Origin of the sequence: Streptomyces sp. NPDC015220 (assembly GCF_043079345.1) — a bacterium.
GTDB lineage: Bacteria > Actinomycetota > Actinomycetes > Streptomycetales > Streptomycetaceae > Streptomyces.
On record NZ_JBIBUK010000001.1, the window covers coordinates 438,202 to 454,930 of the forward strand.

Genomic DNA, 16,729 nt, shown 5'->3' on the forward strand with positions numbered 1-16,729 from the left:
CGGCGGGCGACCGGGGCGCCGGCACCGGTGGTGAGCGGCGGACAGCCCCGGCCGACGGGGGAAGATCGGCCGGGGCTGTCCTCGGTGTTTCCGCGGTGGTCCGGTGCCGCGGCGATCGGCCGCGGGGGTGCCCGATGGCGGAAGGGTCACGGGCGTGGCCCTAGTGGACGGAGTGCTCCTCCAGCGGGAAGGCGCCGCCGACGACGTCCTCGGCGAAGGCCTTGGCCGCGTTGCCCATGACCTCGCGCAGGTCGGCGTACTTCTTGACGAACTTGGGCACGCGCCCGCCGGTCAGCCCCAGCATGTCGGTCCACACCAGGACCTGGGCGTCCGTCTCGGGGCCGGCTCCGATGCCGACCGTCGGGATGTGCAGCACCCGTGTCACCTCGGCCGCCAGTTCCGCCGGCACCAGTTCCAGGACGACCGAGAACGCGCCCGCGTCCTGCACTGCCTTCGCGTCGCGCAGCAGCTGCTGGGCCGCCTCCTCGCCACGGCCCTGCACGCGGTAGCCCATGGCGTTGACGGACTGCGGGGTCAGGCCGATGTGCGCCATGACCGGGATGCCGGACTCCACCAGGAGCCGGATCTGCTCGTGCGAGCGCTCGCCGCCCTCCAGCTTCACGGCGCCGACGCCCGCCTCCTTCACCAGCCGGGTGGCCGAGCGCAGCGCCTGCGCCGGACCCTCCTGGTAGGAGCCGAACGGCAGGTCGGCGACGATCAGGGACCGCCGGGTGCCGCGGACCACCGCGGCGGACAGCATGGTCATCTCGTCGAGGGTGACGGGGACGGTCGTCTCGTACCCGAGGTGGCAGTTGCCGGCGGAGTCGCCGACCAGGATCACCGGGATGCCGGCCTCGTCGAAGACGGAGGCGGTCATCGCGTCGTACGCGGTGAGCATCGGCCACTTCTCGCCGCGTTCCTTGGCGAGGGCGATGTCGCGCACGGTGATGCGGCGCGTGCCCTTGCCCCCGTACAGCGTCCTGCCGTCGGAGGGCTTCGTCTGGGCAGCCGAAAGCTGCGTCATTGCAACGGCTCCTTCAGTCATCTCGAGGCGCCCTGACGGCGTCCCCGGACTCCCCTCCATGGTGGCACCTCGCGCCGGACGGGGCCAGAGGACCCCCCTGTGCGCAAGATCTCGGACCGCCCCGGCCGGTCGCTCCACTCAGCTTGTAAGTTCTGAGTAAAATCATTCCGATACGAGACGGTCTCGTATCGGAAATGGCCTAGTCTCGTCGGCATGACTACTCCTGCCGGCCCCGCCCGTCACGGCTCCCGGATACCGGAGGCGGTGCACCGGCGCCGCTGGGCGATCCTCGGCGTCCTCATGCTGAGCCTGCTGATCGTGGTGCTCGACAACTCGATCCTCAACGTCGCCATCAAGACGATCTCGACCCCGGCCCCGACCGGGCTGGGCGCGACGCAGAGCGAGCTGGAATGGGCGATCAACGCCTACACGCTCGTCTTCGCCGGTCTGCTGTTCACCGCCGGCCTCCTCGGCGACCGCGTCGGCCGCAAGAAGGTGCTGCTCGGCGGCCTCGTCGTCTTCGGCATCGGCTCCGCGCTGGCCGCCGAGTCCGGCTCACCGGGCCAGCTCATCGCCTACCGCGCCCTGATGGCCCTGGGCGCCGCGTTCGTCATGCCGGCCACGCTCGCCGTCCTGATGAACGTCTTCGAGCGCGAGGAACAGCCCAAGGCCATCGGCATCTGGGCCGGCGGCGTCGGCCTCGCCATCGCCATCGGCCCGATCACCGGCGGCCTGCTCCTCGACCACTTCTGGTGGGGCTCGGTCTTCCTCATCAACGTGCCGATCGTGATCGTCGCACTGGCGCTGATGGTGTGGCTGGTGCCCGACTCCCGCGACCCGCGCCCCGGCCGGCTCGACCCGGTCGGCGTCGTGCTGTCCGTCGTCGGCCTGGTCCTGCTGGTCTACGGCATCATCAAGGGCGGCGAGCTCGCCGACTTCACCGACACGACCGTGCTGGCGACCATCGTGGCAGGTGCGGTGGTCCTCGTGGCCTTCATCGTGTTCGAGAAGCGCAGCGACCACCCGTCCCTGGACGTGACCTACTTCCGGAACAAGGTCTTCTCGGCCGCCATGACCGCCATCGCGCTGGTCTTCTTCGCCCTGATGGGCGTGACCTTCTTCTCGGTCTTCTACACCCAGAGCGTGCGCGGCTACTCGCCGCTGGAGTCGGGTCTGCTGATGCTGCCGCTGGCCGCCGCGCAGATGGTCTTCGCGCCCCGCGCCCGGCTGGTCGTCGACCGGTTCGGCTACAAGGTGACCACCACGGCCGGCCTGGTGGTGCTGGCCGGCATGCTGGCCGCCTTCGCCGGCTTCGAGGCGGACACCCCGATCTGGGTGCTGGAGGTCGTCTTCTTCCTCATGGGCACCGGCATGGCGCACATCATGACGCCCACCAGCGTCGTCATCATGCAGGCCCTGCCCCGCGAGAAGGCCGGTTCCGCCTCCGCGCTGAGCAACACCTTCCGCCAGGTCGGCGGCGCCCTCGGCATCGCCGTCCTCGGCTCGGTGCTCTCGACGGCGTACCGCAACGGCATCGAGGGAAAGCTCGGGACGCTCCCGGCCGGCCTCAGGGACACCGCCGGCGAGTCGATCGAGGCCACCCTCGGCGTCGCCGCGAAGCTCGGCCCACGCGGCCAGGCCCTGGTGGACCCGGCCAACAGCGCGTTCCTGCACGCCATGCACGTCACCGCGCTGTGGGGAACGGTGGTCGCGCTGGTCGGCGCGGCCGTGACGGCGGTGTTCCTGCCCGGCAGGCCGGCGGCGCCGCGGGCGGGCGAGGAGGAGCAGGAGCTGGTGGCCGCGGTGGAGTAGCCGCCGCGCGGGGCCGGGTACGGCGGGGCCGCGGCGGCGCGGCGGCCGAGGGGCGGACGGAGAATGGTCACGGGGGCGGACGGACGGCGGTGCGAGGATCACCGCCGGCCGCCGGGCAGGACAGACCTCCCGGCACGACGAAAGGACGTCTTCAGTGAGCCTCCCCGACAGCCAAGCCGCCCCGGAGGCCCCCGCCCGCGGGCGCCCGCGGAGCGAGGCGGTGGAGCGCGCCATCGTCGAGGGGGTGATGAAGCTGCTGGAGGACGGCGTGCCGCTCGCCGAACTCTCCATCGAGCGCATCGCCCGCACCGCGGGGGTCGGCAAGGCCACCATCTACCGCCGCTGGAGCGGCAAGGAGGAGCTCTTCGTCGACGTCGTGCGGGCCGCCGAACCGCCCGACCCGGAACTGCCCGGCACCTCCGTGCGCGACGACCTCGTGGTCATCCTGGAACAGTTCCGGCAGCGCGGACTGGCGAGCCGCTCCTCCGCGATCCTGCACAACGTCTACGCCCAGATGAAGAGCAGTCCCAAGATCTGGTGCGCCTACCACGCCACCGTCGTCGAGCCGCGGCGCAGGCTCCAGATCGAGGTGCTGCGCCGGGGACAGCGCAACGGTGAACTGCGCACGGACATCGACGTGGAGGTGCTCAACGACATCGTCGTGGGCCCCATGCTGGTCCGCAGCGTCATGCGCCCCGACGCCGAACTCCCCGAGGACCTGCCCGAACAGATCGTCGACGCGGTACTGGAGGGGCTACGGCCCGTCAGCTCCCCGTCCTGATGTGCGCGTTTCGTCACAGACCATGATCGGAGCACCGTAACCGGAACTGTCCGCGCCGAGTTGTTCGTCCTCGTGCCCGTACGGTCGTCATGGGACGGCGGAACGGAGCCGATCATCCCCTAGGGTCATAACCCCACGGGGCGAACGGTGTGCACGGCAGGCAGTGAGGCGGCGGTATGGCGCAGCAGGCGTACATGGCGGAGACGGACAGCGGCGGCTCGGGTCCCGAGCGCCACAGAGACCGGCTTCGGCGCCTGGCGAACCGCCTCCTCGGCGGCTGGCGGAGCGACCGGCGGATCTGGCGCCGGGGCCTCGTGCTCGCCGCGGTCGCGGTGCTGCTGGCCCTGGTGATGCTGCTGCACTCGCGCATCCCCAACCGTGTCGGCAACCTCGGCAGCCTGACCGAGACGTTCCTGCCGTGGCTGGGCCTGCTGGTTCCGGTGCTGCTCGTGCTGGCGCTGGTGCGCAAGTCGGCGACCGCGCTGATCGCGGTGGTGCTGCCCGCGACCGTCTGGCTGAACCTCTTCGGCGGGCTGCTCTTCGACAAGTCGGCCGACGGCGGCGACCTGATGGTGGCCACGCACAACGTCAACGCCGACAACCCCGACCCGTCCGGCACCGCCCGCGAGGTGGCCGCCTCCGGCGCCGACGTGCTCGCCCTGGAGGAGCTGAAGGCCTCGGCGGTCCGGGTGTACGAGAGCGCGCTGGCCCCGACCTACAGGTACCACTCGGTGCAGGGCACGGTGGGGCTGTGGAGCAAGTACCCGATCAGCGGGGTGCGACCGGTGAACATCAGGCTGGGCTGGACCCGGGCCATGCGCGCCACGGTGGCGACCCCCGAGGGGCCGGTCGCTGTGTACGTCGCCCACATGCCGTCGGTCCGGGTGAAGATGAACGCCGGGTTCACCGCCGCGCAGCGCGACCAGAGCGCGGACGCGCTGGGCGAGGCGATCGCCCACGAGCGGCTGCCCCGGGTGGTGCTGCTCGGTGACCTGAACGGCACGATGAACGACCGCTCGCTCAACGCCGTGACCGCCCAGATGCGTTCCACGCAGGGCGCGGTGGGCAACGGCTTCGGGTTCAGCTGGCCCGCGTCGTTCCCGATGGCGCGGATCGACCAGATCATGGTCAAGGGGGTCGAGCCGGAGAGTTCCTGGACCCTGCCGCGCACCGCCAGCGACCACCTTCCGGTGGCGGCGCGTGTGAAGGTCACCACATCGGCAACGGCCTCGTGACCTGTTGGAATACCGGGCCCGGAAGGCTTTGTTCCGCAGCTGAACTTATTGATCGACCGCTGTGCGGAACTCACCCGAAAGGCCCCTCATGCCCCTGGCCCTGCTCGCCCTCGCCGTGGGCGCCTTCGGCATCGGCACGACCGAGTTCGTGATGATGGGCCTGCTGCCCGACGTCGCGGACGACCTGGACATCTCCATCCCCGCCGCCGGGCACCTGGTCTCGGCGTACGCCCTCGGCGTCGTCATCGGCGCCCCGCTGCTGGCCGCGCTCACCTCGAAACTCTCCCGCCGCGGGGTCCTCATCGGCCTGATGGCCCTGTTCGTCGCGGGCAACGCGCTGTCCGCGCTCGCCCCCGGCCACTACTGGCTGCTGGCCGCCCGCTTCCTGAGCGGTCTGCCGCACGGCGCCTTCTTCGGTGTCGGCGCGGTGGTCGCCACCGGCATGGTGCCGCCGGAGCGCAAGGCCCGCTCGGTGTCCCTGATGTTCCTCGGCCTCACGGTCGCCAACATCGCCGGTGTCCCGGCCGCCACGCTCATGGGCCAGCACCTGGGCTGGCGGGCGACCTTCCTCGGGGTGAGCGCGATCGGAATCGCGGCGATCGCCGCCCTCGCCCTGCTGATCCCCGCCGACCGCGCCCGGTCCGCCCCGGCCGCCAGCCTGCGCGGCGAACTGGCCGCGTTGCGCTCGCTGCCCGTCTGGCTGGCGCTGCTGACGACGGTCGCGGGCTTCGGCGCGCTGTTCGCGGCGTACAGCTACGTCACGCCGATGCTCACCGGCTCCGCCGGGTACGCCGAGACCAGCGTGACGCTGCTGCTGGCGCTGTTCGGCGTGGGCGCCACGGCCGGCAACCTGCTCGGCGGCCGCCTCGCCGACCACTCGATGCGCGGCACGCTGTTCGGCGGCCTCGCCTCGCTGGCGGCCGTACTGCTGCTCTTCCCGCTGCTGATGCGGGCCGAGTGGAGCGCGGCCGTCGCGGTGGCCCTGCTGGGGACGGCCGCCTTCGTCACCGGCTCGCCGCTGCAGCTCATGGTGATGGAGAAGGCGTCGGCGGCCCCCTCGCTGGCCTCCTCCGCCAACCAGGCCGCCTTCAACCTCGCCAACGCGGGTGGCGCGTGGCTCGGCGGCCTGACGCTGGCCGCGGGTCTCGGGGTCGTCTCCCCGGCGCTCGCCGGCGCCGCACTGGCCGTGCTGGGCCTGGCCGTCGCGGCCCTCGCCCACGCGGTGGACCGCCGCCGGGCCGGCGCCGCACAGCCGGGGCGGGTCGTGGCCGGCCACGTGCCGGACACGGCGGAGGCGCTGCGGCACTGACCCCTGGCCCGGGCCCGGGTCGGCCCCGGCCGCTGTCGGGCGGTTGTAGGCGGCCGGCACCGGCTGTCGGCGGGGTGTCGGTGGTTTGTCGGTGGGGGCTGGGAGCGTCATCGGCATGACGCGAACCGACAACAACCCCGGCGGCGGACGAGCCGCAGTGACCGTACGGGGGCTGGTCAAGCACTACGGCGAGACCAAGGCGCTGGACGGCGTGGACCTCGACGTGCGCGAGGGCACCGTGATGGGCGTCCTGGGGCCGAACGGCGCCGGCAAGACGACCCTCGTACGGATCCTCTCCACCCTGATCACCCCCGACGCCGGCCAGGCCACCGTCGCCGGCTACGACGTCGTGCGGCAGCCGAGGCAGCTGCGCCGGGTGATCGGACTCACCGGCCAGTACGCCTCCGTCGACGAGAAGCTCCCCGGCTGGGAGAACCTCTACATGATCGGGCGGCTGCTCGACCTGTCCCGCAAGGAGTCCCGCGCCCGCGCCGACGAGCTGCTGGAGCGGTTCTCGCTCACCGAGGCCGCCCGGCGCCCGGCGAGCACGTACTCCGGCGGTATGCGGCGGCGGCTGGACCTGGCCGCTTCCATGATCGGGCGGCCCGCCGTCCTCTACCTCGACGAGCCGACCACCGGGCTCGACCCACGCACCCGCAACGAGGTGTGGGCCGAGGTCAAGGCGATGGTCGGCGACGGGGTCACCGTCCTGCTGACCACCCAGTACATGGAGGAGGCCGAGCAACTGGCCTCCGAACTCACCGTGGTCGACCGGGGCAAGGTCATCGCCAACGGCGGCATCGAGGAGCTCAAGGCCAAGGTCGGCGGGCGCACGCTGCGGGTGAAGCCGGCCGACTCGGGGGAACTGCGCCCGCTCGCCGGGATGCTCGACGAGTTGGGCATCACCGGTCTCGCCACGACGACCGTCGACACCGAGACCGGCTCCCTGATGGTGCCGATCCTCAGCGACGAGCAGCTGACCGCGGTGGTCGGCGTGGTCACCGCGCGCGGTATCACGGTCTCCTCCATCACCACCGAACTGCCCAGCCTGGACGAGGTCTTCCTGTCCCTCACCGGCCACCGCGCCAGTGCCCCGCAGGACGCCCGCCCCGCCGACGCCCGCGAGGAGGTCGCCGCATGAGCACCCATCCTTCACCCACGACCGCGCCGCCCGAGGGGCGTCGCACCGCCCCGCCTTCCGGTGTCACCGCGCCCCCGGTCCTCCAGGCGGACGGCCGGATCCCGCTGCGCGGGCATCTGCGGCACACCGGCGCCCTGATCCGCCGCAATCTGCTGTGGATCCGCCAGGACCCCGAGTCGATGTTCGACGCACTGCTGATGCCGATCGTCTTCACCCTGCTCTTCGTGTACGTCTTCGGCGGCTCGATCGGGCAGGCGCTGGGCGGCGGGCAGGAACGCTACGTCCAGTACGTCGTCCCCGGCATGCTGGCGATGATGAGCATGACGCTGTCGCAGGGCGTCGGCACCGGTTTCAGCCAGGACTTCAACAGCGGTGTGATGGACCGCTTCCGGTCCCTGCCGATCGGGCGCGGCTCGGTGCTGTTCGCCAAGATCGCGGTGGAGCTGGCGCGGATGCTGTTCGCGACGGTGGTGCTGATGATCGTCGCCGTCCTGGTCGGCTTCCACATCACGCACTGGGCCGGCCTGATGGCGACCATGGGCCTGTCCGCGCTGTTCGCCTCGTCGATCATGTGGATCTTCCTCACGCTCGGCGTGGTCCTGAAGAACGCGCAGTCCGTGCAGGCGATGGGCTTCCTGGTGCTGTTCCCGCTCCAGTTCGGCTCGTCGATCTTCGCGCCGACCGATTCGATGCCGGGCTGGCTCCAGCACTTCACCGACTACAACCCGCTCTCCACGCTGGCGGACTCGGCCCGCGGCCTGATGACGGGCGGCGCGGTCGCCCACGACGTGTGGATCACCGTCGCCTGGTCCGTGGCGCTCACGGCGGTGATGGCCCCGGTCGCCATCCACAAGTTCCGTACCAAGAGCTGACCGGGAGGGGCCCGCACGGCTCCGGTCGGTACGCGTCGTCACACCAGGGCGGCGGCCTCCTGCGGGGAGAGGCCGCCGCCCTCGGCGTACGCGACCCGGTACTCCCGCTCGCCGAGCACGGCCCGGATCCGGGCCAGGACCTCTTCGTGGGCGTGGCGTTCCAGGTTGGAGCGGAGGTGTCCGGCCGGCAGCAGGGCGTCGGCGGCCCCCAGACAGCGGGCCGCGTCCCGGGCACGGGCGCCGCCGTCCACGCCGGCGACGGCCATCGCGCCGATGGTCAGGTAGGCCGAACGCATGTGCGGCGCGATGGCCAGGGAGATCGGGTCCGCGGCCCGCTCCAGCGCCCGGCGGATCTTGTCCAGGGCCTCCTCGTCGCGGTCGTCGACGGCCGCCAGCCAGGCCTCCACGCCGAGGATGAACCCGTCGAAGACGACGAAGTGGGTAAGGGTGAACTCCTCGCGCAACAGACGTAGTTGCTCACGCGCCTCGGGTATGCGATCGGTCATTCCGAGCCGGCCGGCCAGGCAGAGCCGGGCGAACGGCATCGCCTCGTTGACGGCGCCGGCCTGCTGACCGATCACCTCGCGCAGGATCCGTTCGCCGCGTTCGCTCTCGCCCGCCTCCAGCAGCGCGCCGCCCAGGCGCGCTCTCAACATGGCCACCTGGGCGTGCGCGCCGAGCCGATCGGCCTGCTCGACGGCCGCCTCGTAGTCGGCGGCGGCGCTGAGGTGCCGGCCGCCGTGCTCGTGGGCCTCGCCGCGGGCGGAGAGGGCCTCGGCGGCGCCCCAGGTGTCTCCGATGCGGCGGAAGATCTCCAGCGACTCGTCGGCGTCGCGGGTCGCGTCGCCCGCCCGGTCGGCGCGGTTGGCCAGCAGGTTGGCGCGCATCTGGAGGGCGTTGGCGAGCTCCCACTCGAATCCCGGGGTGTTGCGGCAGGTGTGCACGGCGGCGTCGACGATGGTACGGATCCGCTCCATGTCGCCGGTCATGACCACGGCGAACAACGACAGCATTCCGGGGCTGCGGCAGGCCTGCGGCAATCCGGGCTCGTAGACGTCTGCGATGACGCGGAGTCTGCGTTTGGCCGCCGGGGAGTCCCAGGCCTCCAGCTCGGTGTCCATGCAGGCCAGGTGGGCCAGGTGCAGGCCGCGCCGGGCCTCGGCGAGCACCTCGCCGGTCATCGGCGGCGGGGCGTCCGTGCACCGTTCCCACACCGGGGCGGCACGGCGCACCGGCTCGGTGAAGGGGTCGGGGCCGAGCGCCATGACCTCGCGGCACCAGTTGCGGGCCTCGACGCGCGCCTCGCGCATCTGCCAGTAGGAGATGAGCGAGAGGATCAGGCACAGGCTCTCCTGCTCGTCCCGCGCGGCGACGGCGTGCCGCAGCGCGGTGCGCAGGTTCTCGTACTCCAGCTCGAACCGGGCGATGGCGGCGCGCTGGCCGGGTCCGCGCAGCAGCGGGTCGGTGGTGCGGGCGAGTTCGCGGTAGTACGTGAGGTGGGCGCGTTCGGCCTCGATGCGGCCGCCCGTCTCGTCGAGGCGTTCGGCGGCGTACTCCGCGACGGTCTCCAGGAGCCGGTAGCGCATCCCGCCGTCACCGTCGGGGGCGGCCACCACCAGGGACTTGTCGACGAGGGAGCCGAGGGCGTCGAAGGCGGCGGGCCCGCACACGGCCTCGGCGGCGGCGAGGTCCGAGCCGCCGGCGAAGACGGACAGCCGGCTCAGGACGTCCCGCTCCTCAGCGTCGAGCAGGTCCCAGGACCAGTCGACGACGGCACGCAGGGTCTGCTGGCGGGGCAGGACGGTACGGCTGCCGGAGGTGAGCAGGCGGAAACGGTCGTCGAGCCGGTCGGCGATCTGCCGGGGAGCGAGCATCCGCAGCCGGGCCGCGGCCAGTTCGATGGCCAGGGGCAGGCCGTCCAGGCGGCGGCAGATCTCCGCGCAGGCGGCCGCCGTCTCGTCGTCCGCGTCGATCCGGAAACCGGGCCGTACGGCCGCCGCCCGGTCCGCGAGCAGCCGCAGCGCGACCGGCTCGGGCAGCGGTTCCACCGGCCGCAGCAACTCGCCCGGCACGCCCAGGGGCGCGCGACTGGTGGCGAGGACGGTGAGGTACGGGCAGCGGGCGAGCAGTTCCTCGACGAGGTGGGCGACGGCGTCGACGACGTGCTCGCAGTTGTCGAGCAGGAGCAGCATGCGGCGCCGGGCGCAGTGCTCGACGAGCCGCTCGACGGGATCGTCGTGCCGGTCGGCCACGGCGGCCCGCATCTCCTCGGCTCCTGCGCCGTACAGGACGGTCTCGCGGGCGCCGACGGCAGTCAGCACGGCCGCCGGCACGGCGTGCGGATCGTCGACGGGAGCCAGCTCGGCCAGCCACACCCCGTCCCGGCACACCGGCCGCACGGCTTCGGCCGCCTCCTGCGACAGCCGGGTCTTCCCGGCCCCGCCGGGCCCGAGCAGCGTGACCAGCCGGGCGGCCCCGAGGTCGGCGCGTATCGCCTCGATGTCGGCCTCACGGCCCACGAAGGAGGTGAGACGGGCGCGGAGGTTGCCGGGGGGCCGTGCCGGGCTCCCGGGGAACTCGCCGGGCGCCACCTGGGCGCCCTCGTCGACGGAGAGGGCGGGGCCACGGGGCGCGGGGACGGCGGGGGCGGGACGCTCGGCAGGGGCACGGTGTGCCGCCGGGACGCCGGAGCAGGCTGCCGGGGCGTCGGGCCGCTCAGGGGCACGGTGCCCGGGCTCCCCGCCGAAGCGGGAATCGGACGTCTCGCTCGCGCCGGGGCCCGGCCCCCCGCCCGCTCGGGCCCCGGCCACCCCGCTTGAACGGGTCCCGGGCTCCCCGCCGGCGGCACCGGACTCGGGCGTCTCACCCGCGCCGAGGCCCGGCGCCCCGCCCACACCGGACCCGCCCGCACCGGGCCCGGGCACTCGGCTCCCGCGGAGTCCGGGCGCCCCGTCGGTACGAGGCTCGGCGGCCCCGCCGAAGTCGCGTGCGGTGGCGGTGGACCGGTCGCCGAACGGACCACTCCGGCCCGGCGCCCCACCGGCCGACGCCGGACCCGCCTCGGCACCCGCCTCCGTACCGGCGGCCTCATCGGCGCCCGCGCCGGCGGTCGTACGCGTGCGCGTACCGGCGTCCGTGCCGACGTGCCCGGCCGTCCAGCGTGTCGCCGTGTCCGCGCGCCGCTCCCCGGCGGACCGCCGACCGCCGGCCGGCCCGCCGGGACCCTGCCCGTACGACTCGTCCGGGCGCAGCAGCTCTCCGTGCAGCGCGCGCAGTTCGGGCCCTGGGTCCGAGCCGAGCCGGTCGGCCAGCAGACGTCGTAGGTCCTCGTAGGCGGCCAGGGCCTCCGCCGTGCGGCCCGCGTCGCGCAGGGCGCGCAGCCGCAGTGTCTGGAGGGGTTCGTCGAGGGGGTGGGCGTCGCACAGGGAGCTCAGCTCGGGCAGGGCCCGCTCGGCCCGACCGAGGGCGATCGCGGCGGCGAGGCGGGTGCGGCGCGCGTCCAGGTGGCGCGCCTCCCAGCGGGCCGCCTCGGCGGTGCGGTCGGGCAGGTCGGTGAGGGCGGGGCCGTGCCACAGGGCGAGGGCGTCGTCGAGCACGCCGACCGCCTTCGCGGGGTCGCCGTCGGCCAGCGCGCGGGAGCCCTCGTCGGCCAGCCGGTCGAACCGGTGCAGGTCTATGTCGTCGGGCGCGGCGGTGAGCCGGTAACCGCCCTCGGCGGAGGCGACCGCGTCCGCGCCGAGGGTCCTGCGCAACCGCCCGACCAGTGCCTGCAACGCGCCCGTTGCGTCGCCGGGCGGGTCTCCGTCCCACACCTCGTCGACCAGGACGCGCACCGGGACGATACGGCCGGGGCGCAGGGCGAGCACGGTCAGCAGGGCACGCAGCCGCGCTCCGCCGACCGGTACGGCCGTGCCGTCGGGGCGGAGTGCCTGGGTGGTGCCGAGGATCCGGTAGCGCACGGGGTCCATTGTCTCCAGGGACGCCCGGTCACCGCTCGGGGGTTTCCTCGGCCCGGCGTGTCCGGGGGGCGTGCGGGGCGTGGCGGGCACTGCGGGCGTCGCGGGCACGGCGAGCACGATAGGCACCGCAGGCACCGCAGGCACGGCAGGCACCGCAGGCACGGGAGCACGGCAGGAGCGGCGGAGCGGCGGAGCGGCGGAGCGGCGGAGCGGCGGAGCGGCGGAGCGGCGGAGCGGCGGAGCGGCGGAGCGGCGGAGCGGCGGAGCGGAAACTCCTGGGCCGCCCGGGGCGTTCCTCCCCCGTCACCGGTACGGTCGACCCGCCCCGCCCGACACGCCTCTCAGGAGTTCGCCCCCATGACCACCGCCACCACCCGCCACAGCGACCGGCGGATCAGTCCCGTCTTCGTCGGGATCCTGGCCGTCACCGCCGTCACGGGCTGGGCCACCTGGACCGGATTCGCCGAGCAGCCGGGCGTGGCGGTGTTCCTGTTCGTGACGGCGGCCTGGATCGTGTCGCTCTGCCTGCACGAGTACGCGCACGCCCGTACCGCGCTGCACAGCGGGGACATCACGGTCGGCGCCAAGGGCTACCTCACGCTGAACCCGCTGAAGTACACCCACGCCCTGCTGAGCATCGTACTCCCGGTGATCTTCGTGATCATGGGCGGGATCGGCCTGCCCGGCGGCGCCGTGTTCATCGAGCGCGGGCGGATCCGGGGCCGCTGGCGACACAGTCTCGTCTCCGCGGCCGGTCCGCTCACGAACGTTCTGTTCGCGGTGGTGTGCACGGCCCCGTTCTGGCTGCACGCGCTGGACGGGGTGCCCCGTGACTTCCGCTTCGCGCTGGCCTTCCTCGCGCTGCTCCAGGTCACGGCCGCGATCCTGAACTTCCTGCCGGTTCCGGGCCTGGACGGCTACGGCGTGATCGAGCCCTGGCTGTCGTACGACGTCAAGCGGCAGGTGGCGCCCTTCGCGCCGTTCGGCCTGCTGTTCGTCTTCGCGCTGCTGTGGGTGCCCTCGGTCAACAGCGCGTTCTTCGACGTGATCGACACGATCCTGCGCGCGCTGGGCATCACCGACCTGGACACGTACTGCGGCCAGGACCTCTACCGCTTCTGGGAGGGCTCCGACGAGTTCTGCTCGATCATCCCGTGACCGAGCCGCCGTGCCGCACCGCCCTACCGCGGCGGATGTAGTACCAGGTCATGTTGGACGACAGGCCTGCCAGCAGCACCCACACGATCCCCAGCCAGCTGCCCTGGACGAAGGAGACGACGGCCGCGGCCACGGCGAGCACGCAGACGATCAGGGCGTAGAGGGCGAGGCGGGGCATGGCGGTCGGCTCCTGTCGGGGACACTGTGCGGAACTGCTTCGCGGACCAGTGTCCCCCATGCACAGGGTGGACTCACACGTCCGTGACCCGCAGGCCGGCGTGTGCCTTGTAGCGGCGGTTGACGGAGATCAGGTTCGCGACCAGGGACTCCACCTGGTGGGCGTTGCGCAGCCGGCCGGCGAAGACGCCGCGCATGCCGGGGATGCGGCCGGCCAGCGCCTGGACGGTCTCCACGTCGGCGCGCTCCTCACCGAGGACCATGACATCGGTGTCGATCTCGTCGATCTCCGAGTCCTGCAGGAGGACCGCCGACAGATGGTGGAAGGCCGCCGTGACCCGTGAGTCCGGCAGCAGGGACGCGGCCTGTTCGGCGGCGCTGCCCTCCTCCGGCTTGAGGGCGAAGGCGCCCTTCTTGTCGAAGCCGAGCGGGTTCACGCAGTCCACGACGAGCTTGCCGGCCAGTTCCGCGCGCAGCGATTCGAGGGTCTTGCCGTGGCCGTCCCAGGGCACGGCGACGATCACGACGTCACTGCGGCGGGCGGTCTCGGCGTTGTCGGCGCCCTCGACTCCGTGTCCGATCTCCTCCGCCGCCGCCTGTGCGCGCTCGGCGGCCCGGGAGCCGATGATCACCTTCTGGCCCGCCCGGGCGAAGCGGTAGGCGAGTCCCTTGCCCTGCGGGCCGGTCCCGCCGAGCACGCCGACGACCAGCCCGGAGACGTCGGGCAGGTCCCAGGGGTCCTTGGCGGAGGCCTTCTGTGCACTGTCGGTTGAGGTCATGGGGCGACTCTACGTCCGCCCTCCCGCGGTCGGCCGATCAGGTGCACCGGTCACGCGGGTACACCGACGGTGTGGTCCGATGCCCCGCGGGTGTCCCCAGGGCGGGCGAATCCGGGCCGAACTCCGCATTCGGCGCGGCGGTTCCGGGCAGGATGCGCGCGTATGGACGCCGTACGGGTCGCGTTGCTGCGCGAAGTGCTCGCAGGGACCGAGTGGTTGGACGCCACCCGGCGGTTCGCGGGGGTGCTGCGCGGGTCCGTCGTGTCGCACGGGGGCGGACTGCTGCTCGTCGGTACGCCGGACTACGAACCGTGGCACCTGGCGGCGCACTTGGTGGACGAGGCCGCGTGGTCGGGCACACCGGAGCTGGCTCCCACCCTGGTACGGCACCACGCGCGCCCCTCGGACCCGGCGCACCTCGCCGTCGGGCTCGGCCGGCTGGAAGCGGCTCGGCGGGGGGAGACCCTGCTGGTGGTGGCTCCGGGGGACTCCGGACCGCTGCTGGAGCGGGTGCACGAGGCGCGGCGGGCCGGGTCGACGGTGCTGGCCCTCGGATCGGGCGAGGGTGAACTGACGGCGATGGCTCACGAGGCGCTGACGGTGCCGGAGGGTGCCGAGCTGGACCTGGACACCGTGCAGCATCTGGTGAGCGCGGCGACCGGGGAGAACGCGCTGCCCGCGCCACGGGGGCGCCGACGGTTCCGGGACCGGTTGTCGAGGCTGACGGAGCAGCTGACGGCTCCGCCACCCCCGCGCTGGTAGTGGGCTCGTCGCAGGGGCGACGGGAGGAGGACCGGCTGCCCGCGCCCGCCGTCGGACTCAGCGTGGCCCGTCGCGGCGGGACTGCCGCCGTGCCTGCCCGTGGCGCCCCTACCGGTGCTGTGTCTACCGCAGCTGTGTCTACCGCAGCTGTGTCTACCGGTGCCGCGCCTGCCGGTGCCGCGTCGCCTGTCGCGGCACCACCGGCGCCCGGGTGTCGCCCGACCTGCCCACCACTTCTTCTGCGGCTCGGGGCGGCCTCGGGTCACGGCTCGTCGTCGTGTCACCGTCGCCGGGTGGGGCACCTCCGGGCCAAGACGAAGACACTCGACCGGTCGAGTGTCTCCAGCCCGCTCATCTGTCGACGCAGGGAGCACTCAACCGGTCGAGTGTCTTCGGTTCCGTACAAGCATCAGGGGGCCACCGCGTCCTGGTCCGGATGCCCGTGCGCGGCCAGGCCCTCCGCGCCCTTCCGGGTTCTCGGGGACCGGTCAGTCGTCCTCGGCGCCGCCCGCCGGGGCGTCGTGCCACCGCGCGTCGTTCTCCCACTGGAGGTTGCGCTCGCGGGCGGTCTCCATCGCGTGCTGGGCCTCCTGCCGGGAGACGTACGGGCCGAACCGGTCCTTGGCGGGACACTCCGGCCCCTCTTCGACCTTCTTGTGTTCCAGGCAGTAGAACCACTCGCCCGGTTTTCCCGCGGTCCGCTTCTTGAACAGGGCCATGACCAGCTCCTCTCGCCACCGACATGTTCCCCCATCGCCCCTCGATAGACTCGCGGGCATGTCTGGCCAGTCACTGCTCGTGCCCGGGGAGCTGTCCCCCACCCGTTCCGTGCCCGGAAACATCCGCCGCCCGGAGTACGTCGGCAAGCCCGCACCGAAGCCGTACACCGGGCCGGAGGTGCAGACTCCGGAGACCGTCGAGGCGATGCGGGTCGCCGGGCGGATCGCCGCTCGGGCGATGGCGGAGGCTGCGAAGCACATCGCGCCGGGCGTCACCACGGACGAGTTGGACCGGGTCGCGCACGAGTACATGTGCGACCACGGCGCCTATCCCTCGACGCTCGGCTACCGCGGCTTCCCCAAGTCCCTGTGCACCTCGATCAACGAGGTGATCTGTCACGGCATCCCGGACTCCACAGTGCTGCGGGACGGCGACATCATCAACCTCGACGTGACGGCGTACATCGGCGGAGTGCACGGCGACAACAACGCGACGTACCTCGTCGGCGAGGTGGACGACGAGAGCCGCCTGCTCGTCGAGCGCACCCGCGAGTCCCTGAACCGCGCCATCAAGGCGGTCAAGCCGGGCCGGCAGATCAACATCATCGGCCGGGTCATCGAGTCCTACGCCAAGCGCTTCGGCTACGGCGTGGTCCGCGACTTCACCGGCCACGGCATCAGCACGTCCTTCCACTCCGGCCTGATCGTCCCGCACTACGACAGCCCGCACGCCACGACGGTCATGCAGCCCGGCATGACCTTCACCATCGAGCCGATGCTGACCCTCGGCAGCTACGAGTACGACGTCTGGGACGACAACTGGACGGTCGTCACCAAGGACCGCAAGCGCACCGCCCAGTTCGAACACACCCTGGTGGTGACGGAGACGGGCGCGGACATCCTCACCCTGCCGTAGGTCTCCACGGGGCGGTACGGAACGGAGATGTGCGGACGGGGACGGGGCAAGAGGGAGGCGCGACCGTCCGCACGCTTCCGGAAGA

At 72.8% G+C, this 16,729-nt stretch carries 14 protein-coding genes; 9 read left to right on the forward strand and 5 right to left on the reverse strand.

All coding sequences use genetic code 11. The features are described from left to right. Positions 1-160: 160 nt before the first annotated feature. The gene (gene panB, locus ACF061_RS02260; RefSeq protein ID WP_392264882.1) at positions 161-1,024 is read right to left on the reverse strand and encodes a 3-methyl-2-oxobutanoate hydroxymethyltransferase; all 864 of its coding nucleotides are present in this window, start codon (positions 1,022-1,024) and stop codon (positions 161-163) included. Between the two features lie 213 nt (positions 1,025-1,237). Between panB and ACF061_RS02265 the strand changes: the two genes are divergently transcribed. The 6 genes from ACF061_RS02265 to ACF061_RS02290 all read left to right on the forward strand — a co-directional run bounded on the left by ACF061_RS02265 (position 1,238) and on the right by ACF061_RS02290 (position 8,174). Next, positions 1,238-2,836, forward strand: coding sequence for an MFS transporter (locus ACF061_RS02265; protein WP_392264883.1), 1,599 nt, complete (start codon positions 1,238-1,240; stop codon positions 2,834-2,836). A gap of 154 nt (positions 2,837-2,990) precedes the next feature. Further along, on the forward strand, positions 2,991-3,617 hold the full coding sequence (locus tag ACF061_RS02270; RefSeq protein ID WP_392264884.1) for a TetR/AcrR family transcriptional regulator: 627 nt from the start codon (positions 2,991-2,993) through the stop codon (positions 3,615-3,617). Between the two features lie 176 nt (positions 3,618-3,793). Beyond that, positions 3,794-4,852 (forward strand): endonuclease/exonuclease/phosphatase family protein, encoded by a 1,059-nt coding sequence (locus tag ACF061_RS02275; RefSeq protein WP_392264885.1) that lies wholly within the window; start codon positions 3,794-3,796, stop codon positions 4,850-4,852. A gap of 88 nt (positions 4,853-4,940) precedes the next feature. Next, positions 4,941-6,161 (forward strand): MFS transporter, encoded by a 1,221-nt coding sequence (locus tag ACF061_RS02280; protein WP_392264886.1) that lies wholly within the window; start codon positions 4,941-4,943, stop codon positions 6,159-6,161. A 115-nt stretch (positions 6,162-6,276) separates the two neighbouring features. Continuing rightward, a complete protein-coding gene (locus ACF061_RS02285) occupies positions 6,277-7,302 on the forward strand; it encodes an ATP-binding cassette domain-containing protein (protein ID WP_392264887.1) in 1,026 nt (341 codons plus the stop codon). Next, positions 7,299-8,174, forward strand: coding sequence for an ABC transporter permease (locus ACF061_RS02290; protein ID WP_392264888.1), 876 nt, complete (start codon positions 7,299-7,301; stop codon positions 8,172-8,174). Before ACF061_RS02285 ends, ACF061_RS02290 begins: the two co-directional genes overlap by 4 nt. Before the next feature lie 38 nt (positions 8,175-8,212). On the opposite strand, the gene ACF061_RS02295 is transcribed toward ACF061_RS02290, so the two are convergent. Beyond that, the gene (locus tag ACF061_RS02295; RefSeq protein ID WP_392264889.1) at positions 8,213-12,142 is read right to left on the reverse strand and encodes a BTAD domain-containing putative transcriptional regulator; all 3,930 of its coding nucleotides are present in this window, start codon (positions 12,140-12,142) and stop codon (positions 8,213-8,215) included. Positions 12,143-12,490: 348 nt separating this feature from the next. On the opposite strand from ACF061_RS02295, the gene ACF061_RS02300 reads away from it, so the two are divergent. Then, positions 12,491-13,291, forward strand: coding sequence for a site-2 protease family protein (locus ACF061_RS02300; RefSeq protein WP_392264890.1), 801 nt, complete (start codon positions 12,491-12,493; stop codon positions 13,289-13,291). Here the strand turns inward: ACF061_RS02300 and ACF061_RS02305 are convergent. After that, positions 13,281-13,529, reverse strand: coding sequence for a hypothetical protein (locus ACF061_RS02305; protein WP_392264891.1), 249 nt, complete (start codon positions 13,527-13,529; stop codon positions 13,281-13,283). The two genes, ACF061_RS02300 and ACF061_RS02305, sit on opposite strands and share 11 nt — an antisense overlap. Positions 13,530-13,542: 13 nt before the next feature. Further along, complete coding sequence (npdG, locus tag ACF061_RS02310) at positions 13,543-14,247, reverse strand: NADPH-dependent F420 reductase (RefSeq protein WP_392264892.1); 705 nt, start codon at positions 14,245-14,247, stop codon at positions 13,543-13,545. 162 nt (positions 14,248-14,409) lie between these two features. Between npdG and ACF061_RS02315 the strand changes: the two genes are divergently transcribed. Next, the gene (locus tag ACF061_RS02315; RefSeq protein WP_392264893.1) at positions 14,410-15,009 is read left to right on the forward strand and encodes a hypothetical protein; all 600 of its coding nucleotides are present in this window, start codon (positions 14,410-14,412) and stop codon (positions 15,007-15,009) included. Between the two features lie 488 nt (positions 15,010-15,497). Here ACF061_RS02315 and ACF061_RS02320 read toward each other — a convergent pair whose 3' ends face one another. After that, a complete protein-coding gene (locus ACF061_RS02320; RefSeq protein ID WP_392264894.1) occupies positions 15,498-15,728 on the reverse strand; it encodes a hypothetical protein in 231 nt (76 codons plus the stop codon). A gap of 58 nt (positions 15,729-15,786) precedes the next feature. Here ACF061_RS02320 and map point away from each other — a divergent pair, with 58 nt between their 5' ends. Continuing rightward, the gene (map, locus tag ACF061_RS02325) at positions 15,787-16,644 is read left to right on the forward strand and encodes a type I methionyl aminopeptidase (RefSeq protein ID WP_392264895.1); all 858 of its coding nucleotides are present in this window, start codon (positions 15,787-15,789) and stop codon (positions 16,642-16,644) included. Positions 16,645-16,729 lie beyond the last annotated feature (85 nt).

Excerpts from the sequence above, each read along its gene's own strand:
- panB (WP_392264882.1), bottom strand. The coding sequence starts at position 1,024 with ATGACGCAGCTTTCGGCTGCCCAGACGAAGCCCTCCGACGGCAGGACG.
- ACF061_RS02265 (WP_392264883.1), top strand. The coding sequence starts at position 1,238 with ATGACTACTCCTGCCGGCCCCGCCCGTCACGGCTCCCGGATACCGGAG.
- ACF061_RS02275 (WP_392264885.1), top strand. The coding sequence starts at position 3,794 with ATGGCGCAGCAGGCGTACATGGCGGAGACGGACAGCGGCGGCTCGGGT.
- ACF061_RS02280 (WP_392264886.1), top strand. The coding sequence starts at position 4,941 with ATGCCCCTGGCCCTGCTCGCCCTCGCCGTGGGCGCCTTCGGCATCGGC.
- ACF061_RS02285 (WP_392264887.1), top strand. The coding sequence starts at position 6,277 with ATGACGCGAACCGACAACAACCCCGGCGGCGGACGAGCCGCAGTGACC.
- ACF061_RS02290 (WP_392264888.1), top strand. The coding sequence starts at position 7,299 with ATGAGCACCCATCCTTCACCCACGACCGCGCCGCCCGAGGGGCGTCGC.
- ACF061_RS02295 (WP_392264889.1), bottom strand. The coding sequence starts at position 12,142 with ATGGACCCCGTGCGCTACCGGATCCTCGGCACCACCCAGGCACTCCGC.
- ACF061_RS02300 (WP_392264890.1), top strand. The coding sequence starts at position 12,491 with ATGACCACCGCCACCACCCGCCACAGCGACCGGCGGATCAGTCCCGTC.
- ACF061_RS02305 (WP_392264891.1), bottom strand. The coding sequence starts at position 13,529 with ATGGGGGACACTGGTCCGCGAAGCAGTTCCGCACAGTGTCCCCGACAG.
- npdG (WP_392264892.1), bottom strand. The coding sequence starts at position 14,247 with ATGACCTCAACCGACAGTGCACAGAAGGCCTCCGCCAAGGACCCCTGG.
- ACF061_RS02315 (WP_392264893.1), top strand. The coding sequence starts at position 14,410 with ATGGACGCCGTACGGGTCGCGTTGCTGCGCGAAGTGCTCGCAGGGACC.
- ACF061_RS02320 (WP_392264894.1), bottom strand. The coding sequence starts at position 15,728 with ATGGCCCTGTTCAAGAAGCGGACCGCGGGAAAACCGGGCGAGTGGTTC.
- map (WP_392264895.1), top strand. The coding sequence starts at position 15,787 with ATGTCTGGCCAGTCACTGCTCGTGCCCGGGGAGCTGTCCCCCACCCGT.